Annotated in this window: 21 protein-coding genes and 4 pseudogenes; 6 read left to right on the top strand and 19 right to left on the bottom strand. The window is 38.1% G+C overall.

Annotation, left to right across the window (positions count from 1 at the left end; all coding sequences use genetic code 11):
• The 11 genes and pseudogenes from yidC to QW060_RS24405 form a co-directional block, all read right to left on the bottom strand.
• A pseudogene (gene yidC / locus QW060_RS28925) lies at positions 1 to 1,553 on the bottom strand (membrane protein insertase YidC); the annotation flags it as partial.
• An 11-nt stretch (positions 1,554 to 1,564) separates the two neighbouring features.
• Positions 1,565 to 3,213, bottom strand: a pseudogene (locus QW060_RS24450) (CTP synthase).
• 193 nt (positions 3,214 to 3,406) lie between these two features.
• Positions 3,407 to 3,507, bottom strand: a pseudogene (locus tag QW060_RS28720) (putative quorum-sensing-regulated virulence factor); the annotation flags it as partial.
• 46 nt (positions 3,508 to 3,553) lie between these two features.
• Positions 3,554 to 3,955 carry an OsmC family protein gene (locus QW060_RS24440; RefSeq protein ID WP_290363091.1) on the bottom strand — a complete coding sequence of 134 codons (402 nt, stop codon included), beginning with the start codon at positions 3,953 to 3,955 and terminating at the stop codon, positions 3,554 to 3,556.
• Positions 3,955 to 4,149, bottom strand: a complete 195-nt coding sequence (locus QW060_RS24435; protein WP_290365334.1) for a hypothetical protein — start codon at positions 4,147 to 4,149, stop codon at positions 3,955 to 3,957. The genes QW060_RS24440 and QW060_RS24435 overlap by 1 nt, the downstream gene beginning before the upstream one ends.
• Complete coding sequence (locus QW060_RS24430) at positions 4,146 to 4,430, bottom strand: hypothetical protein (RefSeq protein ID WP_290365333.1); 285 nt, start codon at positions 4,428 to 4,430, stop codon at positions 4,146 to 4,148. Before QW060_RS24430 ends, QW060_RS24435 begins: the two co-directional genes overlap by 4 nt.
• Positions 4,409 to 4,981 (bottom strand): type 1 periplasmic-binding domain-containing protein, encoded by a 573-nt coding sequence (locus QW060_RS24425; RefSeq protein ID WP_290365332.1) that lies wholly within the window; start codon positions 4,979 to 4,981, stop codon positions 4,409 to 4,411. The genes QW060_RS24430 and QW060_RS24425 overlap by 22 nt, the downstream gene beginning before the upstream one ends.
• 44 nt (positions 4,982 to 5,025) lie before the next feature.
• On the bottom strand, positions 5,026 to 5,292 hold the full coding sequence (locus QW060_RS24420) for a LysM peptidoglycan-binding domain-containing protein (RefSeq protein ID WP_290365331.1): 267 nt from the start codon (positions 5,290 to 5,292) through the stop codon (positions 5,026 to 5,028).
• Positions 5,293 to 5,452: 160 nt separating this feature from the next.
• Positions 5,453 to 5,767: a LysM peptidoglycan-binding domain-containing protein gene (locus QW060_RS24415; protein ID WP_290365330.1), complete on the bottom strand. Its 315-nt coding sequence runs from the start codon at positions 5,765 to 5,767 to the stop codon at positions 5,453 to 5,455.
• Positions 5,764 to 5,889 (bottom strand): hypothetical protein, encoded by a 126-nt coding sequence (locus QW060_RS24410; RefSeq protein ID WP_290365329.1) that lies wholly within the window; start codon positions 5,887 to 5,889, stop codon positions 5,764 to 5,766. The genes QW060_RS24415 and QW060_RS24410 overlap by 4 nt, the downstream gene beginning before the upstream one ends.
• A gap of 36 nt (positions 5,890 to 5,925) precedes the next feature.
• Positions 5,926 to 6,246 (bottom strand): annotated as a pseudogene (locus QW060_RS24405) (GMP synthase (glutamine-hydrolyzing)); the annotation flags it as partial.
• Between the two features lie 324 nt (positions 6,247 to 6,570).
• On the opposite strand from QW060_RS24405, the gene QW060_RS24400 reads away from it, so the two are divergent.
• On the top strand, positions 6,571 to 7,008 hold the full coding sequence (locus tag QW060_RS24400; RefSeq protein WP_037438527.1) for a DUF1896 domain-containing protein: 438 nt from the start codon (positions 6,571 to 6,573) through the stop codon (positions 7,006 to 7,008).
• Positions 6,995 to 12,421 (top strand): N-6 DNA methylase, encoded by a 5,427-nt coding sequence (locus tag QW060_RS24395; RefSeq protein WP_290362334.1) that lies wholly within the window; start codon positions 6,995 to 6,997, stop codon positions 12,419 to 12,421. The genes QW060_RS24400 and QW060_RS24395 overlap by 14 nt, the downstream gene beginning before the upstream one ends.
• Positions 12,422 to 12,437: 16 nt before the next feature.
• On the opposite strand, the gene QW060_RS24390 is transcribed toward QW060_RS24395, so the two are convergent.
• From QW060_RS24390 to mobA, 7 genes are all read right to left on the bottom strand, one after another.
• Complete coding sequence (locus tag QW060_RS24390) at positions 12,438 to 13,265, bottom strand: RteC domain-containing protein (protein WP_072938715.1); 828 nt, start codon at positions 13,263 to 13,265, stop codon at positions 12,438 to 12,440.
• Between the two features lie 182 nt (positions 13,266 to 13,447).
• A complete protein-coding gene (locus tag QW060_RS24385) occupies positions 13,448 to 15,673 on the bottom strand; it encodes a TonB-dependent receptor (RefSeq protein WP_072938719.1) in 2,226 nt (741 codons plus the stop codon).
• 51 nt (positions 15,674 to 15,724) lie between these two features.
• A complete protein-coding gene (locus tag QW060_RS24380) occupies positions 15,725 to 16,084 on the bottom strand; it encodes a hypothetical protein (protein WP_072938723.1) in 360 nt (119 codons plus the stop codon).
• 72 nt (positions 16,085 to 16,156) lie between these two features.
• Positions 16,157 to 16,513 carry a hypothetical protein gene (locus QW060_RS24375; RefSeq protein ID WP_290362333.1) on the bottom strand — a complete coding sequence of 119 codons (357 nt, stop codon included), beginning with the start codon at positions 16,511 to 16,513 and terminating at the stop codon, positions 16,157 to 16,159.
• A gap of 203 nt (positions 16,514 to 16,716) precedes the next feature.
• A complete protein-coding gene (gene mobC, locus QW060_RS24370; RefSeq protein WP_072938729.1) occupies positions 16,717 to 18,717 on the bottom strand; it encodes a conjugal transfer protein MobC in 2,001 nt (666 codons plus the stop codon).
• A 101-nt stretch (positions 18,718 to 18,818) separates the two neighbouring features.
• Positions 18,819 to 20,108 carry a conjugal transfer protein MobB gene (mobB, locus tag QW060_RS24365; RefSeq protein WP_072938732.1) on the bottom strand — a complete coding sequence of 430 codons (1,290 nt, stop codon included), beginning with the start codon at positions 20,106 to 20,108 and terminating at the stop codon, positions 18,819 to 18,821.
• Positions 20,109 to 20,110: 2 nt separating this feature from the next.
• A complete protein-coding gene (gene mobA / locus QW060_RS24360; RefSeq protein ID WP_290362332.1) occupies positions 20,111 to 20,548 on the bottom strand; it encodes a conjugal transfer protein MobA in 438 nt (145 codons plus the stop codon).
• Positions 20,549 to 20,734: 186 nt separating this feature from the next.
• Between mobA and QW060_RS24355 the strand changes: the two genes are divergently transcribed.
• Positions 20,735 to 20,956, top strand: coding sequence for a hypothetical protein (locus tag QW060_RS24355; protein WP_290362331.1), 222 nt, complete (start codon positions 20,735 to 20,737; stop codon positions 20,954 to 20,956).
• Positions 20,957 to 21,062: 106 nt separating this feature from the next.
• Here QW060_RS24355 and QW060_RS24350 read toward each other — a convergent pair whose 3' ends face one another.
• The gene (locus QW060_RS24350; RefSeq protein ID WP_290362330.1) at positions 21,063 to 21,203 is read right to left on the bottom strand and encodes a hypothetical protein; all 141 of its coding nucleotides are present in this window, start codon (positions 21,201 to 21,203) and stop codon (positions 21,063 to 21,065) included.
• 43 nt (positions 21,204 to 21,246) lie between these two features.
• On the opposite strand from QW060_RS24350, the gene QW060_RS24345 reads away from it, so the two are divergent.
• The 3 genes from QW060_RS24345 to QW060_RS24335 are packed head-to-tail and all read left to right on the top strand — an operon-like array spanning position 21,247 to position 23,069.
• Complete coding sequence (locus QW060_RS24345; RefSeq protein ID WP_003002404.1) at positions 21,247 to 22,014, top strand: ParA family protein; 768 nt, start codon at positions 21,247 to 21,249, stop codon at positions 22,012 to 22,014.
• 12 nt (positions 22,015 to 22,026) lie between these two features.
• Positions 22,027 to 22,431 carry a DUF3408 domain-containing protein gene (locus QW060_RS24340; protein ID WP_002978223.1) on the top strand — a complete coding sequence of 135 codons (405 nt, stop codon included), beginning with the start codon at positions 22,027 to 22,029 and terminating at the stop codon, positions 22,429 to 22,431.
• A 2-nt stretch (positions 22,432 to 22,433) separates the two neighbouring features.
• Complete coding sequence (locus QW060_RS24335; protein WP_002978226.1) at positions 22,434 to 23,069, top strand: hypothetical protein; 636 nt, start codon at positions 22,434 to 22,436, stop codon at positions 23,067 to 23,069.
• Positions 23,070 to 23,245 lie beyond the last annotated feature (176 nt).

Below are 23,245 nucleotides of genomic sequence, written 5' to 3'. Positions count from 1 at the left end.
GTTGTCATTTTCATATAGAAGAAAATAGCAATAGATGCCAGAATCGGAAATAAACTTACGTGGTTTCCATAAAAAGGAATATAGAAAGGAAGGTTCAGTACATTGTCATAAGACGATAAGTCATCTGCCCACAAGAATGATTTCTGACGTAAATCAAATGCTGAAGGGAAAAACTGAAACAAGGCGTAGAAAATAGGAATCTGTAATAAGCCCGGAATACAACCCGCCATGGGTTCACTCCAGCTTTGGAATACAATTTCATTGTTTCCTGCTGTTTCTTCATCGGATCGTTCTTGAATTTCTCATTGATTTCTGCTACTTCAGGACGAATCACTTTCATTTTTGCCTGAGAAACATACGATTTATATGTAAATAGGCGACATTACAAGGCGTACGAGTATGGTAAGAACAATAATAGCGATACCATGAGGGATGAATTTTACTAAAAACCCGAATACAGGAATGAAGAGAAATTTATTTATCCATCCGAAGATTCCCCACCCCAAAGGCATGGTTTGCTCCAGATTTCTTTTATAGCCTTTAAGGATATCATAATCTAAGGCCCGAAGTATAAATTCATATTATAGCTCAATTCGCCTCCTTTGAATTCTAAAGGCATTTTAGCATTGAAATCTTTTGTAAAAACCGTATCTAATTTTTCATCCGAAACCAGATTCTGAGATTTTAAGCTTGTTGTTTTAAAAGGAGTATCTGTCAATAATATGGAAGAGAAAAAATGTTGTTTAAAAGCAACATAGGATACCTCTGAAATGGTTTTTTCCTCAAATTTGCTTGTAGCACTCAGATAATCATCTTTTCCGGAATCATGCTCATATGCAATTTCTACATAACGGTTTTCGTAAGAGATACTTTTCTCATTTCTGTAGGCTTTTAACTGCCACTCCAGCTCTGCAGTTTTAGAAACCGTCAACGATATTTGATAAACCAACCGTTCTGATGCTGAAATCAAGCATATATTCTTTTGGCTTGATTACATATCGGTATTCCAGATAAGCCGTTTCTGAAGTTTTCAATTTCATGGAAACGATCTGATTTTCTCCTTCTTTTTGCCAAAGTAGGTTCAAATACAAATCATTGGTATTATATACACGGTTGTCTTTTGACTGAAACTGAAGGTTTAATTTAGAATTGTTGTCCTTGATGATTTTTACCAATTCATCTGAATGTTTTGAAATTCTCTTTACGTTATTGACTTCAATTTCTTTTATATAACCACCTTTATTCGAGAAAGTTATCGTGATTAAATCATTCGTAACTTTAACATCCTTACCTTTCACAGATGGCAATGTAGCACTGTAAGCAAAAGCCCCGAGAGCTGCTTTTAATTGCGGATTAACAGCAGTGTCATTCGCGTTTTTTACCAGATGATCAATATCTGATGTTTTGTTGGTAGCACAGTTTCGGTTTTTGCTTTTTTCTTCTGTTTCTTTTGATGTATCTGTACTTTTGCTACTGTACATCATCCAAAATAAAAGAGCAGCGATAACTCCCATTCCAATTAAACTACTTTTGTCTAATTTTTTTTCTCCCATTATGATTTTACTTAATTTTTAGAAATGAAAGGCTTTGTTTTTATTATGCCTTTATTTTTTTTTTCAACAGCTGCCTTAATCAGACTCACAAAAAGCGGGTGTGGATTGGCAACAGTACTTTTATATTCCGGATGGTATTGAACTGCTACGAAAAACGATGGTCTTTGAGTTCAATAATCTCTACTAATTTTGTTTCAGGATTGATACCCGATGCGATAAGTCCTGCTTTCTCTAAATCTTCCTGATAGTAAGAGTTGAATTCATAGCGGTGACGATGGCGTTTCATTAATCAAGGTACTTTTATATATATCGTATGCTCTGGTACCTTTTTTAAATTCACAATCCCATCCTCCTAAACGCATGGTTCCTCCTTTATCGGTAATTGTTTTCTGCTCTTCCATAAATGTAATGACCGGATGAGGTGTATTATCATTTATTTCTGTAGAATTAGCGTTTTCAAGTTTCAGAACATTTCGGGCATATTCGATTACTGCCATCTGCATTCCCAAACAAATTCCCATAAACGGAATTTTATTTTCTCTGGCGTAACGCACCGTTTCTATTTTACCTTCTATACCACGAGCACCAAACCCCGGAGCAACAAGGATAGCATCAAGATTTTGCAATTTCTCTTCTGCGTTCTTCATGGTAAGGTATTCTGAATGTATACTTACTACATTTACTTTCGTATAGTTTTCTGCACCAGCATGGATAAATGCTTCCAGTATCGATTTGTAAGAGTCCTGCAATTCTACATATTTACCTACTAATCCAATGTTTACCGTGTGCTTAGGGTTTTTTAAACGATGTAAAAAGTCGTTCCATTTTACTAAATCCGGTAATGATTTTTCAGGCAGATCCAGTTTTTTAAGAGCTACTTTATCTAAGCCTTCTTCTAACATATTATTAGGAACTTCATAAATAGTAGAAGCATCTATGGACTGGATTACAGCTTCAGGTTTTACATTACAGAAAGCCGCTAATTTCTGACGTATTTCAGTTGACAGCTCATGTTCTGTTCTACAGACTAATATATCGGCTTTTATTCCGCTTTCCATTAACGTTTTAACAGAGTGCTGGGTCGGTTTTGTTTTTAATTCTCCCGCTGCAGCCAGAAAAGGTACTAATGTCAAATGTATTACAATGGCATTATTGTCTCCTAAATCCCATAATAACTGTCGCACTGATTCTATATAAGGCAACGATTCTATATCACCAACTGTACCTCCTATTTCTGTAATCACAATATCATAATCGCCGGTATTACCCAACAATTGCATACGTTCTTTGATTTCATTGGTAATATGAGGTACCACCTGAACGGTTTTACCTAAAAACTCTCCTCTTCTTTCTTTTTCAATTACAGATAAATATACTCTTCCTGTAGTTACATTATTTGCCTGAGATGTAGGTACATTTAAAAAACGTTCGTAATGTCCAAGATCGAGATCCGTTTCCGCTCCGTCATTGGTAACAAAACATTCTCCATGTTCATAAGGATTAAGGTTCCCGGATCAACATTGATATAGGGATCAAATTTCTGAATTGTGGTACGATACCCTCTCGCCTGTAATAATTTTGCTAAAGAAGCTGCAATGATTCCTTTCCCTAAAGAAGAAGTAACACCGCCCGTAACAAAAATATATTTTGTTTGTTTCATTGATTGTATAGTGTGTTGTGTTGTTGCAATTATTTAAACTTGGCAAAAATACAATTATAATTTGTGTTTCTAAAGCAGAAAGTACAGATTTTAAAAGATTAGGGCTTATTTAAGGTTTTGGATATTTTTCTTTAATCGTACGGATCAAATATTCCAAGCCATTTAGCTTTAACTCATATATAAGTTGCAGCTGATTTCCTATTTTGCCTTTAGAAATCCCTTTTGATGATACCAGACGATGTAGTGCTCAGGTAAATCAATAAGAAAACGCCCTTCGTATTTTCCGAAAGGCATTTTGGTATGAGCCAGCTCAATGAGTTGCTTTTGTTGATCTTCCAAACTATTTCCAGTTAAAAGTAATATCTTTTTCGATATCCGGATGCAAACTTAAATAAACAGGACAACTAAGGGCTACCCGTTCCAGTATTGTTTGTTGTTTCTCATCCAGCTGTGTATTCATCTGAAAAACAATTTTAATTTTGCTTATTTTCCGAGGCTCTGACTGCATCTCTTTGATCACCTCTGCTGTTGATCCTTCTAAAGCAATCGCCATACCCGCTGCCTTGATTCCCATAATGGTAAACATACACGTAGCCAGTGAATTTGCTAACAGATCGGTTGGAGAGAAAGCTTCTCCTTTGCCATTGTTATCAACAGGTGCATCACTAATAATTTCCGAACCAGAGGCCAAATGAACAGATTGTGTTCTTAACTCTCCTAAATAGATAACTTTTGACAACATTATTTTGCTTCTTTTATCGTTAGATTTTTATCGTAATACATAATGTAAACTGCATTATTGTAAATTCCTCCGTTTTCGTTTACATAGGTAAATTTGTTTTCTACCTGCTCTGTCCCATAATCAAATATATTTGCATCTTCAGACTGAAACATACGCTTGATTACATCAAAAGTAACATCAAACCCTCTTGTCACAAACCGATTGGGTGTACTGCCATTTGCTTGCTCATAGCTGCAGCAAAACGATCTGATTTCGCATTGTCATTCTCTCTGGTGACTGACGGGAATAACATTTGCAAATCTGCCAATGTCTGAATATTTATTTCGGTAGAATCTAATACATCATGCTTTTCAAGTACTGCCAAACGAATACTATAAGTGTTTTTTAAACTGTTTAAGGCGTTGACCAAATCAATAGCTGTTTGTAAGGCTGTTGACTCCAGAATAACATAGTTTACCCCTGTTTTATCAAGCATGCCTCTATTTGGCTTTTTGTAACTGCACCGTTAGCTGCTGCATCCAATAACTTTACTTCTTTGAAATTGCTTTCAAAAAAGTTTCTCGAACTTGCCGCTTTTGGGTTTAAAACAGCAATTATGTTTCCATTTTGAGCCCGTAAATACTCCATCATTTCATTCCGAACGATATCGGTGTTTGGCATGGTATGTACCTGATTCGGATATGGTTTTCCCTTGTCTGTAGACAAAGGAGAAACGATAAGTGTAGGGGTGTCTTTAAACTCTTCAGAAATAGCATCTACATTGGCTTGAAAAAAGGGTCCGATGACCACATCTGTATTCGAAAAATCGAATTGCTGCTTTAACTGTGCCACATTCATTGAACGATTAGACTCTTTTGAATCAAATATTTTCACTTCCAACGGAAGATTCATTGCTCTTGCAGAATCAATTGCGATAAGTGCTCCGGAATAAAAGTCTAACGTCATATTTAAAAACACATCGTTATTAAGTATTTTATTGATTTCTGTTTTATTATCCGGATTGTTTTTATCTAAATTAAACGGCAAAAGCAATACAAGCTCTTTTATATCTTTATCATTTCTAAAGCCTGCTATTTTAATATTATCTGTTTTTCTGTAATTACCGGTTCGTCTTTTACAAGATCAAATTTTTTGATGGTGGGTTTTCCTACGATGAGTTCCATTCCTATTCGCAAACCATCTTTCAATTCAGGGTTCCACTGCAAAAGCTGTTCCTGAGAAATACCGTATTTTTTAGAAATATTATAAACCGTTTCTTTAGGTTCTACTATAATGGTTTTCGCATTGGCTGCTTTAGAAGTTTGCTTTTTATCATTTGTTTTAGAAGGTTCTGTCATCAGATTACCAGAAACCGGAATTTTTATTTTCTGGTTTTCTTTAATCCCGCCTGAAGCCAGTTCAGGATTTAACTCATAAATCTCTGAAACAGTTACTTGATTTTTTACTGCAATGCCATAGATAGTTTCTCCGGGTTTTACATCAATGAGACGAAAACTGTCAGTTGAAATATTTGTAGCAGCAGGAGTTTTTCTTAGGTGTTTCTGTCTTTTTTGAAAGATTTAACAACTGCCCTATTTGCAATCCATTTTCTCTTAATCCGGGATTTAGATTATAAAGCTGTTCAATGGCAATATTGTATTTTTTGGAAATACCATACAGGGTTTCTTTTGCCAGTACCTCGTGTTGCAACATGGTATTTCCGGAACTTGGTATTAATAAAACCTGATTTTCACTGATACCGTTAACGGCTTCAGGATTTAATAAAAAAATAGCATTACTGGTAGTCTGGTATTTTTTAGCAATCTGTGTCACGGTTTCTCCTTTGGCAACAATATGCTTTTCAGAATTCTCCTGTGCAAAAGATCCCCATGTAGTAAAAAAATGCCGATAAGGCTATTATTAGATTCTTTTTCATAATCATGATGTTTAAACAAATAAGTCGCTGTAATAAAACAACGACTTAAAAATATTTATTCCCACTCAATTGTTGCGGGTGGTTTTGAGCTTATATCATATACAACTCTATTGACACCTTTTACTCTATTGATTATTTTATTGGAAATTTCCATTAAAAAATCATAAGGAAGATGTACCCAGTCAGCAGTCATACCATCGGTTGATTGCACAGCACGTAAAGCTACTACTTTTTCGTATGTACGCTCATCTCCCATGACACCAACTGAATTTACAGGCAGCAATATTGCACCAGCCTGCCATACCTGATCATATAATCCGTGTTCTTTTAAGCCGTTGATGAAAATTGCACTGGTAATTTGAATTTGAATTTTCTTTTCGTTTGCTGGTAATTGAGACTTTTGGAGACTAATTATAGAATTAACAACACATTCTAACATAGGAAGAAGAACATCTTCCGCTGTCAAATCTACTGTTTCAACTAAATTTTTTACTGGTACCTCCATAGTGCAAATAAGATTTTTAATAGAGGTTAAATATAAGCAAACTAAATTTTATGATTATCTGTAAGGTCATAATTATTTTTATTAAATTTTGCGTCAAACTCATCCTCTCAAAGCCAAACCCTGCCACATTTTTAAAGGCTCTTATCTACTGCTATAATTTTGAGTTTCAAGTAAAATTCAAAACAAAATTATAGTATGAATACACAACAAAAAGACCTATCGTATTTCAGATTACGACTGCAAGAATTATTAAACACCAGCTTCCCCGAAAAAGCAAACGACCAAAAATTTATTGAGCAACGTTCCTCGTGGGCTACCAACGCTTACGAAGGTGCTTTTCAATCAGGAAATAGCATTGAAAAATGTAATGAAATAGCCAACTATATTCTGTTTGAGGGCTTGCACTTCTCCAAATTTGACACTGTGTTTCAAGTGGTATGCAATGAGTTTGATACCATAATGGCAGATGAGGAACTGCGATCGTTCGCCCTGAAAATGTTCCCGGTTTGTGAGCCTGTTTTCTCTGGCTACCAACTAACCGATGATTTCGCTTATAAGACAGAGTACGACCTGCTCTATACCGAAATAACCGGAACCATCGCAATATGGATAGCCGAAAATGGGCTTCAGTAAACGCCAACATCTCCAACAGAACATTGATGCCCTACGAATTGCTTTTAAACTTGAAAAGGAGAAACGACAAGCCACCGTAGGCGAAAGACTGCTAATGATGCAATACAGCGGATTTGGCGGTCTTAAATTCGTTCTGAACCCAATAGCGAATGAAATAGACATCAATCATTGGAGAAAAACGGAACACGAATTTTTCCCAATTACGCAGGAACTACACCGACTACTCAAAGAAAATTCCGAAGACGAAAAGCAATACCGCAGGTATGTAGATAGTATGAAAATTTCTGTGCTTACGGCTTTCTATACACCGCCACAGGTCATAGATGAGATTTCAGCAAGCTTAAATGAAAGCGGTCTGAAAATCGATAAATTTCTTGAACCATCAGCAGGGATTGGCTCATTCATACAGTCCTTTTCGGAAAATCAATTGGTAAATGTTACCGCTTATGAAAAGGATTTGCTCACAGGCAAGATTTTAAAACAGCTTTATCCGAAAAGTAATATCCGAATAAGTGGTTTTGAGGAAATCCCAGAAAAGGAACAAAACAGCTATGATGTGGTTGCGAGTAACATACCGTTCGGCGATACATCTGTATTTGACCTTTCTTATTCCAGAAGCAAAGACACAACTAAAGTACAGGCTGCTAGAAGCATACACAATTACTTTTTCCTGAAAGGTACTGATATGCTCCGTGAAGGCGGTTTGTTAGTTTACATTACTTCACAAGGAATTTTAAACAGCCCAAAGAACGAACCGATACGCAGAGCATTAATGCAGGATAACAATTTGGTTTCGTTGGTCAGATTGTCCAACAATTTGTTTACTGAATATGCAGGAACGGAAGTTGGCAGTGATTTGATTATCCTTCAAAAAAATACGGCAAAACAAAATTTGACAGTAGCGGAAGAACTCTTTTGTCAGAGCAAGCAAACAGAATACAATACGCCTGGCAATGCTTTTTTTCAGGACAGCACAAGAATTGTACATACAGACCGCAAATTAGATACCGACCCTTATGGAAAACCAGCATTAATTTATACGCACAAAGACGGCGTTGAGGGAATTGCTAAAGACCTCAAACAAATGCTTACGGATGATTTTGGAAAGCACCTGAATTTGAGTTTATATAAAGGCGAACGAAACGATGAGCCTGTAATACAAATTCCGATTGAACCAACGGTTACACCTCCGGTTATCGAACCTGTAACCATTCAACCGGAAATACAATCTTTATCTGTTCCTATAATCAATCGGGAAAGTCCCCAGGAACTAAAGCAACTAAGCATTTTCGACTTGTTTGAAAATGTGGACGAGCCTGTAATGGTTGCTGCTCCACCCAAAAAAACGACACAAGTTAAAAGGCAAAGCACCAACAAAAGAAGAGGTGCAATAGGTCGCCAACCTGACCTGTTCAGCAGTGCGATGCAGCAACCTTATACGCCTCCGATTACCAATAGAACTGCCAACGGAAGCACATCAACCAACGGTAAAAAACAAGAAGCCATCGGCGACCTGTTTTCGGGAATAAACGGGAATGGCCAAGCTGATAAGCCAGCCGTTCCCAATACCATTCCCGAACCTGCTCCTTATAGTGGCGAACTGCAATCGTACCACCGTAACGATTGTCTTGTTGTGGATAATGGTTGGGTCGGTCATCTGCAAGATGTAGATACATCAGACGGTACGGCAGTTTTCCACCCTTTGCAGTTACCGACCTTACAGAAAGCAAGAGCCGAAGCGTACATTGCTGTACGTGATGTTTACCAAGACCTTTATAATAAAGAGGCAAAGTTTCAGACCGAATACAAGGAAGAAAGGGAAACGCTTAACCGCCTTTACGATGCCTTTGTCAAAAGGCACGGAAACCTCAACAGTGCCGATAATATCAAGCTCATCAAAACGGATAGTTCCGGAAAGGAAATACCTTATCTGGAACGTGTGGTTGGTGGCGTGGTACACAAGGCCGATATATTCAGTCGCCCTGTAAGTTTTTCTACCTTAACCATAACAACGGACAATCCCGAAGAAGCATTAGCGGCCTCGCTCAATAAGTACGGAAACGTGGATTTGGATTATATGTCCGAAATCAGCGGTATGACTGATGACGCTTTGAAAGAAGCCTTACACGGTCGTATTTATTACAATCCTTTACAAAAGAAATACGAGATATCCGAACGCTGGATTGCAGGTAACGTTGTGGAAAAAGCCCAGGAAGTCAAAGCGTATCTCGAAAGTAATCCCGATGATGCACAGGCTAAAGCAAGCCTTACCGTTTTGGAAGAAGCCCGACCAAGACGAATTGAGTTTGAAGAATTGGATTTTAACCTCGGCGAGCGTTGGATACCCACTGGTATTTATGGCCGGTTTGCTTCACATCTTTTTGATACGGAGGTGAACATTCATTACTCGGAGAGTTCTGATGATTTTTCTGTAAGCTGTAAACAAAAGAATGTTCATATATGGGATAAATACGCCGTAAAAGCTGAAAGCCGGACGTTTGACGGGATTGCTCTGCTCAAACACGCCCTTGTCAATACTACGCCTGATATTACTAAAAAAGTGATGGTTGGCGATCAAGAAGTCAAGGTACGGGATATGGAAGCCATACAAATCGCGAATACCAAGATTGATGAAATCCGAACCGCTTTTACAGACTGGCTTCATGCCCAAAATGATGAATTTAAAACAAGGCTTACCGACAAATACAACGACACGTTTAACTGCTTTGTCCGTCCGAATTACGACGGAACTCACCAGAACTTTCCTGGGTTAGACCGCAAAGCACTCGGAATTGAAGATTTGTATTCCAGCCAAAAGGACACGGTTTGGATGATAAAGCTGAACAACGGTGCAATCTGCGACCACGAAGTAGGTGCAGGAAAGACGCTCGTAATGTGTACGGCAGCACAGGAAATGAAGCGTTTAGGGTTGGCTCATAAACCTATGATTATCGGGCTAAAAAGCAATGTCCACGAAATTGCCGAAGCTTACCGCACCGCTTATCCACACGCAAAAATATTGTTTCCGGGCAAAGAAGATTTTACACCCCAAAAACGCCAACGTATTTTTGGCGACATTAAAAACAACGATTGGGATTGTGTTATTCTCACACACGACCAATTTGGAATGATACCGCAATCTCCCGAAATTCAGAAGGAAATCTTAGAAATTGAATTGGACAGCGTAGAGCGTAACCTTGATGCCCTGCAATCGCAAGGCAAGGAAGTGACCAGAGGAATGCTTGCCGGTGTAATCAAGCGAAAAGAAAACCTCGAAGTCAAACTCAAAACCCTGCAACACGATATTGAAAATCGTAAAGATGATGTGGTAGATTTTAAGATGATGGGTATAGACCATTTATTTGTGGATGAAAGTCATCAATTCAAAAACCTGATGTTCAATACAAGGCATTCAAGAGTAGCAGGATTGGGTAATGTGGACGGAAGCCAAAAGGCAATCAACCTACTATTTGCTATTCGTACCATTCAGGAACGTATCAATGCGGATATGGGAGCAACCTTTCTTTCGGGAACGACCATCAGTAATTCGTTAACCGAACTGTACCTATTATTCAAATACCTCAGACCAAGAGCAATGGAAAAACAGGGCATTCATTCTTTTGATGCCTGGGCTGCTATTTACGCAAGGAAAACAACCGATTATGAATTTTCGGTTGCCAATAATATTGTTGCAAAAGAACGTTTCCGCTATTTTATCAAAGTGCCGGAGTTGGCGCAATTCTATTCAGAAATAACGGATTACCGAACGGCTAAGGATATAGGCATTGACCGCCCTAACAAGAATGAGGTATTATATAACATACCACCTACACCCGATCAGGAAGTGTTTATTCAAAAACTAATGGAATTTGCCAAATCGGGAAATGCTTCTTTATTAGGAAGAGCTCCTTTATCTCCATCTGAAGAAAAGGCAAAAATGCTCATCGCTACTGATTATGCCCGTAAGATGTCTTTGGATATGCGGATGGTAAGCGGTGCGTATGATGACCACCCCGACAATAAGGCTTCGCATTGTGCGGACAACATTGCTAAATATTACAACCAATATAATGCACAAAAAGGAACGCAGTTTGTTTTCTCCGATTTGGGAACCTACAAGCCAGGCGAATGGAATGTGTATTCCGAAATCAAACGCAAGCTTGTGGAAGACCACGGTATCCCTGCGAACGAAGTACGTTTTATTCAGGAAGCAAAAAATGACAAGCAACGCAAAGAGCTTATCAAAGGAATGAATGAAGGTAAAATCCGCATACTTTTCGGTTCTACAAGTATGTTGGGCACAGGAGTTAACGCACAAAAAAGAGCCGTTGCTGTTCACCATTTGGATACACCGTGGCGACCAAGTGACCTTGCCCAAAGGGACGGCAGAGCTGTTCGCAAAGGCAATGAAATTGCCAAGTTCTTCGCAGGTAATAAAGTAGATGTGATTATCTATGCCGTAGAAAAATCATTGGACAGCTATAAGTTTAACCTACTATACAATAAACAACTATTCATAGACCAATTGAAAAACAACAATCTCGGCAAACGAACCATTGACGAGGGCAGTATGGACGAAAAATCGGGAATGAATTTTTCGGAATATGTGGCTATCCTATCAGGAAATACCGACCTGTTGGATAAAGCTAAATTAGAAAAACAGATTGCGGGGTTAGAAAGCGAAAAACAGGCGTTCAACCGTTCAAAGTATAGTGCGAAGTACAAATTGGAAGACTATACGGCTGAACTTGATAAAGCCCAATCCCGTTTTGACCGTATGAGCCTTGATTGGAATAATCTGCAAGAGCGTATTCAAAAACGTTCGGACGGTACAATCGCAAATCCTGTGCAATTGGACGGCTTGCCACCCAATGCGGATATTAAACAAATTGGTGCAAAGCTCAACCAGCTTTCGGACAAAGCCCGCACCGGAGGTCAGTATGAAGAAATCGGTGCATTGTATGGATTTATGCTGTTGGTAAAAACCGAAATATCCGAAAAAGAGGGTATGGATATACGGGTAAACCGCTTTTTGGTTCAGGGCGAGGGCAATATCAAATATACCTATAATAACGGTATCATCGCTAAAGATGAAAAGCTGGCTACTGTGAACTTCCTTAGTGCTCTGGAGAAGTTGCCAGGCTATATAGAGCAGGAACAAAAGAAAATTGCAGAAATACAAAAGGATTTACCTGTTCTTCTGGAAGTGGTAAACGGTACGTGGTCTAAGGAAAACCGATTGAGTGAACTCAAAACGGAACTGTCTGCCGTTGAACGGAAAATACAGTTGTCTATAACGCCTGAACCCAAAGAGGAACCTGCGGAACAAACCGAAAAACAAAAAGAAACTCCAAATATTTTGGAGAGTATTGTACGGACGAAAGGTATTCACTTACCCCGTGGGGTATTATAATATGTAAAAGTATCCGCTACATTTCTTCCTGTTCATCCATTTTCCTAATCAAAGCATCCCGTAAGCTGTCAAGAAATTTTGTTCGGTTTATTTTTCGGGATTTAAGTTCCATAAATGTATGATAAAAGTCGCCCAAATCAACATTAAAAGCACGTTCAAATGTTTTGGCAATAACTTTAATATCTGCATTTCCATTGTCAAGCACAGCTCGCGAATGCAGTGCATAAATCAATTCTATGAGTGCTGTTTTGCTCCCTGTCCAATTTAAATTCGGTAGGTCTGTTGATTTCTCTCTATACGTAGTGTTGTGAAGCTGGTCTTCAAGATAGACTTGTATCAGGTCATTAGCTATAATCTTTGCTACTTTGTAATCGTGGGATGTGGAAAAGTTGCGGTCTGCCTCAAAATAATACGTGTCTAAACTTAACTTAATATCGTACTTGCCTCGTACAAAGAGCTTATCGTCAATGAAAGAATTATTGGTTCGGTAATATTTATAAAATTCAAGGTTGTTATCGAAATACCTTTTGAGTTTTTTCAACTCATCATTAAGGTATTTCTTAATAGGTTTTGCACCGTAAGGCTTTTTTGTTTCGATTTTATAAATGGCATTATAGTAAATTAGTTTTGAAACGATGGCAGGCTTCTGATGTTTGAAAAAATGGATTTCCTCATCAATATTCTTAAATCCCCTATTTAAAACATACTCCTTTACTTCGGACAAGCATTTAAGGATGATATCTATAACGGCTTCTATCCTTTGTATAGAGTAGTCTGTTTCTATCTCCAATTCATCTATTGTTGTTTCCAGTCTAAGCAGTGTTTTATTATAAAATTTATCCATACGGTTGGTCTGTTTAATTTGGCTTTCGAAAAAGCACTATCCGTAATAAATATCAAACATTGTACAAACGACTATTCCAAATGATAGTTGTTTGTACAATATTTGATGAACAAGGTATCTTACTTGATGATTTTAGATAAACAAAGTAATTTGACGAAGTTGTTTAAATATGATTTCTTCTATTACTCTAATCTAAACCTAATACCAACATAAATTTCCCGTCCCCGTGTCGGACCCCAAACAGAAGATGTGTCAAAGTATGGACTGAATGGGTCTTGCCAACTGATAATTGGTTGTAATTGTCGGAAGTCAAAAATATTCTCACAACCTGCATACATTTCAAACTTTTTAAAGTTGTAAGTAAACTGTGCATTTACAATTGTATATGGCTCTGAAAAGTCAGGTCGTTGAAATTCTATTGGGTTTGATTTTGTGTCGGGCAAACGCTGTCTGCCATACCAATGCACATTCATATCAAAGTGAAATTTGTTTGTCAATGGCTTGTAGCTAAAAGTCGTAATTACCTTGTGCTTTGGATTGAATGGCAAAAGTTGTTTTGTTTCTCCGATTTCCCGATAAACGTCTAAATAGTTATATCCTGTTTTAAACTCAAACCGCCTGTAAATTTTTAAATACAATTCTGCCTGAAAACCGTTGCTTACACTTGTCCCTGTAAAATTCTGAATAATAGCCTTTGTCGGGTCGCTGTCATAATCGGGGAAAATCTGATTTTGAAAATCGGTTCTGTAATAATCGGCACTGAAATAACCTGATAAATTATTGTCTTCCGTATCAAACTTTTGTGTAAGGTTAAACCCAAAGTTTACTGCTTTTTCGGGTTGTAATTGCTCGGCAAAAATGATGTCCCTTGAACTTACAAGCAATCCGATATTTTCGCTGAATAAATTTACTGTTCTCCAACCTGTTCCAATATTTGCACGAACAATAGTTTTTGGCGTTATGTCATATTTCAGCAATGTTCTTGGTGTAAACTGAAAACCAAATTGGTTATGGTGGTCGCCCCGAACTCCTGCAATCCAAGTGAGTTTGTCGTTAAAAAACCGCATTGTGTTTTCGGCAAAAAGTCCTGGGATGTTTTCTAATCGCTGATAATTGCCTGCATAAGTTCTTTGCAAAAATGTATCTGTAAATGCAATGTCTTCATTCAGGTTCAAATGACGATAACTAATACCTGTTTTCAAATCGTGTTTGGCATAGTTTAATTCATATTGAATGTTGCCGTAAAAATTGGTTTGCTGTGCGTTGTATTTTACGGTTCCGAAAAATGAATTTTGCTGTTGATGAAAAGCCGAAGCAAACAACACAACATTGTGTTTATCATTAAAACGATACCCTGTTTTAGTCCACATTTCAGGCTGATTGATATTTACCGATTGCCCATAAACATTGGTGCTTCCTTTGTCGCTTTCTGCATTGAAAGAAGTTTGTCCCCCAATTCGTTGTTCATTGAAAAAACGTAAACCAATTCTGCTGTTCCAACCCCAATCTTTTTCATTACCATACTTCCACTTATTAAAAATCATATATCTGGTAAGCAATGGTAAGTCTAAAAAATTATCGTTGTCCCTGTCAATTTTGTTGGCAGGTTGCACCGTATGAAACGCAGTTAAGTTGCTCCATTTACCTTGCTTAAAAGCATAGTTGGCGTTAAAATGCTTTTCCATAAAATTGTTCATATACAGATTGAGCAATAATTTATCTGTTTTGTCAGGTTCTTTTGTTTCTACATTGATTTGTCCGCTAATGCTTTCATACCCTTGAATAACGCTGTTTGCTCCTTTGGAAACATAAATATTATCAACCAATGTCCCCGGAATACTGCTTATACCATAGGTGTATGCTAAACCTTGTATCATCGGGAAACCGTCAATTAAAATTTGATTGTAAACTCCCGATAAGCCTAAAATGCGAAGTTCTTTTGAGTTTGTTATTACATTGGTTGTTTGCGGTTGTACGGTTGTTTGTGTTTCAAAGCAACCTGCCAAATCACAACAAGCAGCTTTTGCAAGTTCCGTTTGTGTAATCTGTTCGGTTTTAATCGGCTTAATGTCCGAAATAATTACTCCGTCACGTTGTCTTGAAATTATAATTTCATCAAGAGTATGGTTTTCCTCTAACGTAAACTCAACAAATGTTTGGTTACTGATTTCAATTGTATCGGACGAATGTCCTACATAACTTGCAATCAGTTTCTTATCGGAAATGTCTTTGATTGATATTTCAAATTGTCCTTTGTTACCTGTTAATGTGCTTGTGGTTGTGCCAAGCCAATAGACATTAGCACCTACTAACGGCTCTTTTTTGTTGTTGGTTACTTTTCCTAAAATGGTTTGTGCCGAAATACTAAAAGGAAACAGTAAACCAACAATGAAGATGTATTTTTTCATTGTCTGATTTTTTAATAAAGGGCAAAGCAAGTTTGCTTTGCCCTGCCTTGTTTACTGTTTTACTTTATATGGTCTTTCGTCAGGATTTTCGCAACTTCCTGTGCTTTCAACGGCTGTAAAAATTTCTTTTTCATTTACCAACGCAGGATTGTATTTTACTTCAAAGGTTGTGGTTGTTCCTTGTTTTCCTGATTTGCAACTGCTCACGCCATTTAGCTTTTCAACATTGGCTGAAATCATTTTTAAATCCATAGAACAGGATATGCCCTTAACTTTGACCGAAGTGGTTTTGATGCTATCAGTTGTACACTGACTTTTATCAGAGCCTTTACAACAAGATGTTTGTGCAAATGCAACGTGTGTTGTGGCAGTTAATAATAATGCCACAACGAATAATTTTATGAAATTCATTGTTCTGATTTTAAATTGTTTAACGATAAAAATTTATGCTCCGATTTCTCGGTGCAAAACTCAAAAGGGTTGTTAAACAATTTTAGGCGGTTGCCAAAAGTCAGAAGCGAATTGAGAAGAAAATACTGATTTATAGAAGAAATATCGTTTTGTTGATATTTTGTGCTTGGGTAGAATTTTATAAAAAGGAATAGAAGCGACTTGTAAAAGACAAGAATTACATACTTGAAAAGGATTACAGTTTTTCTCACTATTATCTTTCTTCTGATTGTGGTCGTTTGATTGAATTGGGGCACATTGCCCACCACAACAGCTTTGTTCGGTGTCTGTCTGCAATGAAATAGCTACTATTCCCGGCTTAATCACAAGGAATAAAATATATGTTGTTAATATGTATGCTAAAAATTTCATTACTCTGCGAAGATACACTTAATTCTTGATTTTTTTTTCAATTGTATTACAAAATTCGACAATACAACTTTTGACGAAAATCTTCTTCTGGAAATTTATTAAAATTTCCCATCTTGTTCTGCTTCTTTTTTTAAGTATTATTTACTTAGAAATTATTTCTTCTTTAACAGCAATCTTGGATAAACATAATATTAATACCAAAACTTCTACCAGCGGTGCGATTACCCCTCTTGCACCAAATGCTGTAAATCGGGGTCGCTTTTGATACGCTCCAATTCCGTTTCTATAATCTGTACAATGTCTTGTTTTATCTGACGGTAATTGCTGTCAATATCCTGCTTCATTTTATCTTCTCCGTGTTCATCAACAAAGGATAGGATTTCCGGTATCTTCTGATATACTTTAGTTTCTGCGGCAACCTTTTCATTGTCCACAACAATTTCAGCGTGGAAAATCTTTTGCTCGATGCGTTCATCAAAGTTGTCCGAAACTGAACCTACAAACATACCCTGCGTAAGCGTTGAAATTTTCGATGCAGGAATAAGGCTGTCTAACTGTGTGGATATAGAGGTAGATTTATCATTCCTGTTAATCGTCATACTTTGGCGTTTCTGTAATACTTTCCCGAAGCGTTCCGAAAGACTTTTTGCCGTTTCTCCTACAACCTGCCCACTGAAAATATTACCTACTGTATTTTGGATAACTTTGCTCTCTTTGTCGCCGTAATCCCTTGTTAATTGCGAAAAATCCTGAAATCCTAAACATACTGCCACTTTATTACTTCTGGCAGTTGCAATAAGGTTATCCAGTCCTCTAAAATAAATGGTTGGCAGCTCATCTATGATTACGGAACTCTTTAATTGCCCTTTTTTGTTGATGAGCTTCACAATTCTTGAATTGTATAAGCCCAAAGCTGCGGAGTAGATATTTTGACGGTCGGGATTGTTACCCACGCATAAAATTTTAGGCTCTTTCGGATTGTTGATGTCAAGTGTGAAATCATCCCCAGTCATTACCCAATAGAGTTGCGGGCTAATCATTCTTGATAACGGGATTTTTGCCGATGCAATCTGCCCCTGTAATTGGTCTTGCGCTCCGGATTGCCACGCATCCATAAAAGGTGACAAATAATTTTCCAAATCGGAATATGAGGTTAAAATAGTAAACACGTCTGAATACTTTTTGTTAAGCAATTCAATAGCGTGTGGAAAGGTACAATATTTACCATCCTCATAGATTTTCAGATACCAAATAATGGCAGCTAATAGGATAATTGGGCTTTCCACGAAAAAATCCCCTTGCTTCTGTATCCAGCTTCGATTGAGGTTCAGCATTATGGTATAAGCCGCTTCATAAGCATCAGATATATCCGTCATAAAATCGGGATTAAGTGGATTGCAACGGTGGCTCTTGCGTGGGTCGTCAAAGTTGATGACGTAAAATTTGGGTTGGACTTTGTACTTATCCCGATGCTTCAGTAAGTGATTGTAGGCAATGGTAGAAAGGTCATCAAATTTAAAATCATATATATACATACTAAAGCCTTTCTCAATTTGTTGCTTGATGTAGTTGTTTACGATTGCATAGCTCTTGCCGGAACCCGGTGTGCCTAACACAATCGAGGCTCGAAAAGGATTGACGATATTTATCCAGCCGTTGTTCCATTTTCCTTTGTAATAAAACTTTGTGGGAAGATTGACAGAATATTCGTTTTCCATCAACTTTGTTTCCTGTTGAAAACTCTCGTTCTCATTATTGAAAACATCATCCATCAAATTGGTACGTAGCAATCGGCTCATCCAAACTCCGGCTACCATAAAAGCGATATAGCCTAAACCTGTGGTAAGGATATAAAGGATTGTAGCGGTTAATAACGGTAGCTTTAGTAAAGGGAAATTCAGAAAAAACAGGATAGTACCAATCGCTAAAGCCACATAGATTTTAGACCAAGTTATCTTTTCATTTTTTACTCCTTTAGAACCCAAACAGCTTAATGCCAACAATACCAAAGCAAATAGCTTGGTATATATGGTATGCGAAAACAGCCCTGCCGTTCGCTGAAAATTGCCCAATACTTTGTTGATGATTTCTAAAGTCCAGCCACGTTCTATAAAGAAACCGTAGCAGAACCAATAAAGGTGCATCAGTACCAAAAGGATACTCACTGCCCTCATAAAAGCCATTATTTTGGCTAAACCTGTTAAATCGTCTTCTCCCTGCATTATTTTAATTTTTAATGTTCGGGCGTGAATTTAAAGGCTCTACATAGTGGCTATAAGAATGTGGCAGTCAATGGCGGTGCGTGGCTGTGTTTGGCTGAATACTATTGCTGACCTCTTTTGCGTTTACGTTTCTTCTTCATTTTGTTGGCAAAATCCTGTTCCTCGTAATCTTCGCCCTGTGCTTCGGGCAGTAAACCTCCCAATGCTTCAATCAAACCGTCTTCGTGTTTTTCAGTAGTATTCAGGAAGTCGAACAAATGATGTGGTTCTTCCGCAGGAAGATCTGCATCATTTGATGTGGATATTTTTGGTGGATGTACGGCAGGTTCTTTAATCTCCGATTTGATATTATTGTTCCAATAATCATTAAAGGTATTGGCAGAAAGTTCCTTTGCTAAGCGTGAACCGTTCCAAACCGTTTTAGAATTGTGGTCTATAAAAGTTATCCCGTAAATACGTCCTGTGTCATTTCTACGCACTACTACATTTATACCCTGTTCGGCTAACTGCTTTTTAAAAGCCTGCTCATTACTTGTTGATTTCAGGGCAATAGTAACGGCAGCTTTAATGGTTGGTTTTGTCGGGTGGTCTTTTAAAACCTCTTTGCATTTTGCAAAATGCAATTCCAAAGTCGGTAGCCCTGCGTTTTTTCCGAAAAGCGAAGCCTTGAATGGATGTCCGGCTCTTTCTCCTTTGTCATTTAACGGAATGTATAATAAACCCTGCCGTAGCTGCCCCTGCAATTCGCCCTCCACTTTTTCGGTAGTAACATTGAATAGGGAAAGCAAAGCGTTATATTCTCCCAAAGTTTGGTATTGATAATAATTCGGCAGGTGTCGGACTACTGAAGCTATCTGACTTTTCACATCGCCTGCCCGATAATCTATCGGACGGAAAACCTTGTCGTTCTGCTTGTGTTCCTTATCAGTTGCAGGTATCAACCCGTGTTTACTTTCGAGTTCACGGCACACATTCATAGACCGCATTTTCTCGAACTTGTCCGAAATCTTTTTGCCCTCTTCGTCCACGCAAACTGAAACGATATGGATATGGCTACGGTCAATATCGGTATGTTTGAATACCACAAATGGCTGTTCGCCGTAACCCATTTCCCTCATATACTGCTCTGCCATTTCCCTGTACCTGTCATCGTTTACCTTATCATTCGGGTCGGGATTGAGCGAAATATGCAACGTATGTTTTTCGGTATTGCGGTTGGCTATCAGATAAGGTGCAAAGGATTGGGTTAATTGTGCAACTGAATAATGCCCGTTAGCGGTTTCAATCATCTTGTTGGCAAACAAAATTTTTCCGTTTTCATTCTCCACTTTGAGCTGATTGTATGCTAATGCTCCGTATAAATTTCCGCTTCTGCCGATTTTCGCTATCATTTCTAAGACTGTTTTTTTAGATGTTTTGCTTCAAATTCTTCGGTTATCTGAATGATTTTTTGGCATAGCATCGCCATTTCAGCCGTCTGTTTTTCTAATTTATAAAGGAATGCTGCGGCTTTTTTCTCGGAAAAATTCTTGTATAAAAGCTTTACAATTTGGTTGTAATTGACACCCACAGAACGAAACTGACTGTGAAACGAGGTCAATCGCATATAAAAATCAACCGTTCCCTTGTCAATTTTAACCGATTTCATTTCCTTACTGAACAGCAGGGAAATGATAAACTTTGCTTTATTGGGCATTCCCGATGCTTCAAAAAGCGATAAAAGTTTGGCATTTTCTTCGTCTGTAAGACGGAAAACGTGGCGGTGGATACTTGGGTCGGTTTTTGCCTTCCGTCCGCCTTTATTTTGTTTTCTGTTATTATTCTCATTCATCACTAATCCATTTTAAATTCACACAAAACCTCGACTTCGGAGTGGTTTTTTAAGCTCCCGGCAGGGCAAGTTGTTTTGAGGCACTAACTCGGTTTCGAGTGCCTCAAAACACAACTTGCCGTGTTCCGTTGAACACAAAAATCCGCCCTGCGGGACGGATTAAATGTAACAGGGAAAAACGGCTCGATGCCGTTCCCGTTACCCTCCGATTTGTCAAAAGAATTTTGCATAAATCCATTAATAAAAATCATTGTACAAAGTAAAGCCCTGTTTACGAAAGCATTGTATTGTATAGCAGTGCCAAACACTGCCTTTGAACGCCAAACACTGCCACACCGCAATCAGCGGGCAAATCAATCGCTTTATTTGCCGTATAATTTTAGTGCAGGTAGTAAAAAATGTATCTAAACAGAGAAGAAAATCAAGTTTGCAAACAAGCGGTTTGGAATAAAAGCATAGGGTTTTAAAAGCATAAAACAATAAAAGTGTAAAAGCATAAAAGCGGTAAAGCAATTTACCTGTTGCAAGGTTTGCCACTTACCAAAGAATGTACCTGACAAGGCAAAAATGAAAGCAGATACCTGTGCAGGAAAGTACCCAAAAGGGAATGCAGGAATATAGGAATGAGGTAATAATCAGATAAACCAATATTCAATCCTGCAAAACAAATAAAGTGTGTAACAATAAATTTTTAAATAATGGAAACAACAAAGAAAACTTTAAAAATCAGCTTCTCCACCCAAAAAGGCGGTGTGGGAAAATCTACAATGACCACTTTGCTGGCAAGTGTGCTTCACTACCGTTTAGGTTTTAATGTGCTGGTGATGGACTGTGACTTTCCGCAGCACAGCCTGACCAATATGCGTGAACGGGATAAGAGAACCATAATGCAGAACGACTACCATAAAAAGGCGGCAATGAAGCAGTTTCAAGCCATCAACAAAAAAGCGTACCCGATTATTAAATGCAAAGCTGAAACAGCTTTGGAGAAAGCATCGGAATACAGAAGCCAGTCGGTGGTTGTACCGGATGTTATTTTCTTCGACCTGCCGGGAACAGCCAATACCAAAGGCGTACTGACTACCTTAAAAAAAATGGACTTCATCTTTTCGCCCATTACTGCCGACCGTTTGGTAGTGGAAAGTACATTGAGCTTTACCAAAGCCTTTCTCGGACTTCCAAAAACGGACGAGGGCAATCCCGAACAAGAGATGTGGCTGTTTTGGAACCAAGTGGACGGCAGGGAAAAAACAGGTTTGTATGATGCGTATCAAAGTGTCATCAAAGAACTCAACCTGCCTATAATGGAAACAAGAATAATGGATAGCAAGCGTTTCCGAAAGGAAACAGACGATACAGGTAGTTATGTATTCCGGTCAAGTTTGCTGCCTGCCGAACCACAGTTAATGAAAACAACTAAAATGGATTTGTTTGTCGAGGAATTTTTAAAAATCACTCATCTATAAAAATAGTAAAGTATGGCTTCAGATAACAAAAACAACGATTTTGAAAAGCCCAATGTTGATGAGGAATACCTTATGAACATCATAAGCGGCGATGAGCCTGTTGCTCCACCGAGCAATAACAAAAAGCAGGATGTACCAAAGGAAACAAAGCCCAGGGAAAAAGTCCGTAACAGTTCATCAAAGAAAGCGGACTATGAGGAAACGTTTTTGGTCAATCGGTTTCCATCGGGGCGTAACGGCAAGGTCGTTTACATACGTCCCGAATACCACGAAAGGTTAATCCGCATTGTGCAATTAACAAGAGAAGAAAAGACTACACTCTATTCTTATATCGACAACATCCTTGAACACCACTTTAGGGAGTTTGGGGATGATATTACTGATTATTTCAACGAACGTTTTAAACCCATTTTATAGTTATGGAAATAGTAATTGTGATATGCCTGCTGATTGTGATTGCCCTGCTTGTGCAGGACAAGATTGTAATCAAAAAAAGTTCAGAAAGAAAACCGATACAGGAAAAAAGCAACCCTAAACTGCCCGATATTATGGGGCAACCTAGACCTAAGAGAAGCCTTTCGGTGCCAAACAATGCCACCGAAAGCCAAGTTGAAAAACCAGAAATAAATCCTGATAATTTTGACATAGAATACGACGAAAATGAAAACGTCGGCATTCAAATTCCGCAGGAAGAGCTGGACGAAGTTTTCAGTAATATGCCTGATTTTGGGGAAGAGGAGGAAGAATGGAATAGGTACGAATTATCCGATGGCGATAACGGTTTCGCCCAAGGGGTTACCTTTGAAGAACTAAGCTCCGTGGGGATACTGCTTCAAAAAGAAAAACTGGAGCAATCTCAAAAGGAAACAGCGATAGCTATAGTTCAGAAAATACAGGGAACCGAATTATTCAGCCTTTTGGAAAATTCTATGGAAGGCACTTCTCGTAAAATAGCAGAGCTATTGGATAGTAGCCTTTCTTCTGAAACGGAAACCAGTTCTTCCACTTTGCGGAAAAATGATTTGGAAAATTTCGACATTGGGGAGTTTGTATAGACTTCCCTTTGTCTTTTAAAACAACGAAGTATGGAAAGAGAATTGCCCAGTATAAATATCGAGGGAACAGATTTCTTGATCGATATAAATAAGGTCGAGTTAAGGGAAAAAAACAATCCAGTCAATACCATTTCAATTTACGTAATGAGCGATGTAGAAGATGGCTACGCTTTTAA

The sequence above is a fragment of the Paenimyroides ceti genome (assembly GCF_030409925.1).
The sequence above is the reverse complement of the archived record's forward strand: the minus strand, read 5'-3'. Positions and strand labels throughout refer to the sequence as shown.